Below are 3,054 nucleotides of genomic sequence, written 5' to 3'. Positions count from 1 at the left end.
CTAGTGCCCCTGTTATCATCACGGATGATGAAACAACAGGCTGTGATGAGATCACATAAGAGAGCCTCTATATGTGTTTGCTGTAAGCGATGACTTAACAGCCAATATGACAGATGAAGTATACGGCTTAGCTCAGAGATTCGGATTGATCTTGAAAAAGTGATCAAAAGATGACTAATACCTATTGACCGACCGGAGGCTCATATGTGTTAGGTTGCATCGGTATCCAGCTCCTTCTCTAGTTCGGGTAAACTGAACATGCGTATATCAATGTGAAACTCATGTTTATCGGCTAATTCGATTATGGTGTCACGCCAGTTTGCAAAGTCTTCAGATTCAGTTGCGACTGCCAAGATTACTTTTAAATTTTTAGTTAAATCTGTCGGGAGTTCCTTGAATACACGAGCAATTCTTTTCAAAGAATGACTAATAGACGACCTGTTTAGCTCTGATTTAAAGTATTTAACTTCAATGGCATAGATTTCACCATTCTTTTCTCCCACGGCATCAAACATAAAATTATGCTTTTTGGAGTTGAGAACTAACTCACTCCTAAAATCTGTAAACTCGGGGGATAATTTGTTTAGCACAAGTCCTTCAGCTAGATAGTATGTTGCAGCAGTGTTTCGCCTAAAAAGTTCTTTATATTTAACACCATTAGTGCTGTTTGTTTCTTCAAGCGGGTTCTCGTTTTCGCGAGATGGAGTATAGTCATCGTTTATCTCGTCCTTAAGCTTTTCGATGCGATCTTCAGGTGTTGCTTTTCCAAACAGTTCTAGAAAATTATCCTCATCTTTGAAGTCAGATGGAGCATAAAGAACCTTGTAATTAAAATTTAAGGTCAGGAAAAAAAGTAAAATTAAAAGACATGGAAAAAGCATAAGGAACCAAATGTATATTCTTTGACTTTCTGGCTCTAACAATGGCAACACGACAGTTCCACTAATTTCCGCCAAGCCTGCAAATATTGCGATTATCGTAAGTGGATTGCTAATCTTGCGTATGTGTTCAATCATTTAATTAAAATCCTTTTTGCGACCTAACGCTTACAATAACGGGAAAAGCAGAGCGACAGCGAGGCTTTTTCCGAATGAGCGAAGCGAATGTTGTTAATTGTTTTGTTATGTTTACAAAACTTGCAGACTAACAAAAGCCTTAAACCCATAACTCCCCACCTTTTTTGTAACCCTTTAGTTTCTCCATGATTTCATCAGCATGTTCCAAATCTCTGCATGGAATCAGAACTTTACCTTTTCCAGATTTATTGTTGGTGATTAATGGGTTTCCAGCTTTCGCCTCAACTACATGAAACTCACCAGGTGATTTAGGTATTTGGAATTTTGGCATATCAAGGGCACATCTTGTGAACATAACTACTTAGTGATTATACGGCACGTAGTATGTGACGAATAATCACCTTGTTGGACAAAGCCGAAACTGTGTCCTTGAATTTATTGGTACTTTTTATGCTAATGGAATTTGTATTTTAAGGGAATAGGCGATGTGGCTCTCATTTCATATTGAGGAGATAGCCTCCTCATTATTTTGGGCTGTATGAAGTTATAATATGTCTGTTTGTCTGCATTATTTCCTCGTTTATAGTCGATTACCCATCGATAGACCAAGGGTGGGCCTGACAGCGATTTAACTGTCATTTTATTGGTGTCACTTTCCCGTTTATGTGTTTTTATTCAATAATATTACCCGCTTAGCCGCCTCTGCGTATTCGTATCATGCAAGGCAATAGAAGCCAGCATCATTACACCCACCTTACAAACTGGGCAATGCCAACAGCTCGGTGATTTGTCCCTAACAGTGTTTTGCTCACTCGTTATTACTTCAGGTAATTGTCGCCGGATTGTAGCGAGCTTTTTGCGTCTACAGCGATTGGCTAAAAAACCAAAGTGTCTCACCCGCATTAAGCCCTTAGGCAGAATGTGACTTAGGTAGCGGCGTAGGAATTCCTCACCACTGAGTACCATCTGTTTTGACCGATTGTTATCGGCATAATCCTTATAAGAGAAGGTCACGTTTTGTTGGTCTATGGTGTGTAATCGCGACTCATGCAACATGCCTTTGCGGGTATAATGTCCAAGATAACGAATAACGGTGTCGGGTTTATACCCAACCTAGACACCCAAAACAATAAAGTACCCAATTGTTTCAAAATCAACAAGTACCCAACCTAGACACCCAAAGCAATAAAGTACCCAATTGTTTCAAAATCAACAAGCATCAAGTGGTGTAAATATGTGTTCTTTTGGGTGTTTAATCCAAAAGCTTTGGGGCAAACTGTGGGTTAATAGGTTATATGTGCTTAAACCTGTGATGTAGTTCTAATTTCAGGCAGCAGAATTACGCTTCCATAATCTGGAAGTGGGTGATGCGAATTTTAGTTGTGACTCAAGCTTGTTGTAATAGCACTCTCGCTTTTGCCATACCTCGTATTCGCTGATGGTCGGTGTGGTGTTTAAATTGTTGTAGCATGTGTTCGCTACCCACCGCTGTATTGAAGTGTTGTTCGAATTCAGTCGTCAGGGTTAACCATTGCTCTGAGTTGAGGCCAAGTCTTTCTAGAATAGGGTTATGGTGTGATTCTATATAGCCTGCTTTATCCTCTCGAATACATCTTCCGGTTGTATCTACTAATTCACAGTAGTCAATTAGGCTGTAAGCGATACCTTTTGGCATGTCTTGCCTGTGATTACCGACAAAACGCATCAGTTTTTTAGGTTGTTCACCTTTGATAAGCGAGTGAATACGACTTTGAATGCTGGTATGTTTTGAGGTTTCTGGCGTGGTTTCCATTTTGGCTCTAATAGGGTTTAGGTCTACGTAGGCCATACAAGCTATCACTGCGGTTTCATCTAACAATGCTTGTGATTTGAATCGCCCTTCCCACAAATTTATAGGGAATAAATTTGAACAGCTTTAGCTGGCCCGAAGGGTGAGTGCCATGGATGGCAACGAATAAAACCGGCCTGTGCAACCATCCTCTTTATTGGCTTCGCGGGCAATGTGCTCATTGAGGTTGCGCATCAGCCAGCTTATGTC

General features: G+C 40.3%; 2 protein-coding genes and 2 pseudogenes. All 4 read right to left on the bottom strand.

The features are described 5' to 3' along the window. Positions 1 to 209: 209 nt before the first annotated feature. Complete coding sequence (locus ABJK37_RS05570; protein WP_348350962.1) at positions 210 to 1,016, bottom strand: hypothetical protein; 807 nt, start codon at positions 1,014 to 1,016, stop codon at positions 210 to 212. 139 nt (positions 1,017 to 1,155) lie between these two features. Beyond that, positions 1,156 to 1,347 carry a hypothetical protein gene (locus ABJK37_RS05565; protein WP_348350960.1) on the bottom strand — a complete coding sequence of 64 codons (192 nt, stop codon included), beginning with the start codon at positions 1,345 to 1,347 and terminating at the stop codon, positions 1,156 to 1,158. 479 nt (positions 1,348 to 1,826) lie between these two features. Then, positions 1,827 to 2,120 (bottom strand): annotated as a pseudogene (locus ABJK37_RS05560) (transposase); the annotation flags it as partial. Between the two features lie 283 nt (positions 2,121 to 2,403). Continuing rightward, positions 2,404 to 3,054: pseudogene (locus ABJK37_RS05555) on the bottom strand (hypothetical protein); the annotation flags it as partial.

The sequence above is a fragment of the Paraglaciecola sp. genome (assembly GCF_039964565.1).
Taxonomy (GTDB): Bacteria; Pseudomonadota; Gammaproteobacteria; order Enterobacterales; family Alteromonadaceae; genus Paraglaciecola.
The sequence above is the reverse complement of the archived record's forward strand: the minus strand, read 5'-3'. Positions and strand labels throughout refer to the sequence as shown.

Excerpts from the sequence above, each read along its gene's own strand:
- ABJK37_RS05570 (WP_348350962.1), bottom strand. The coding sequence starts at position 1,016 with ATGATTGAACACATACGCAAGATTAGCAATCCACTTACGATAATCGCA.
- ABJK37_RS05565 (WP_348350960.1), bottom strand. The coding sequence starts at position 1,347 with ATGCCAAAATTCCAAATACCTAAATCACCTGGTGAGTTTCATGTAGTT.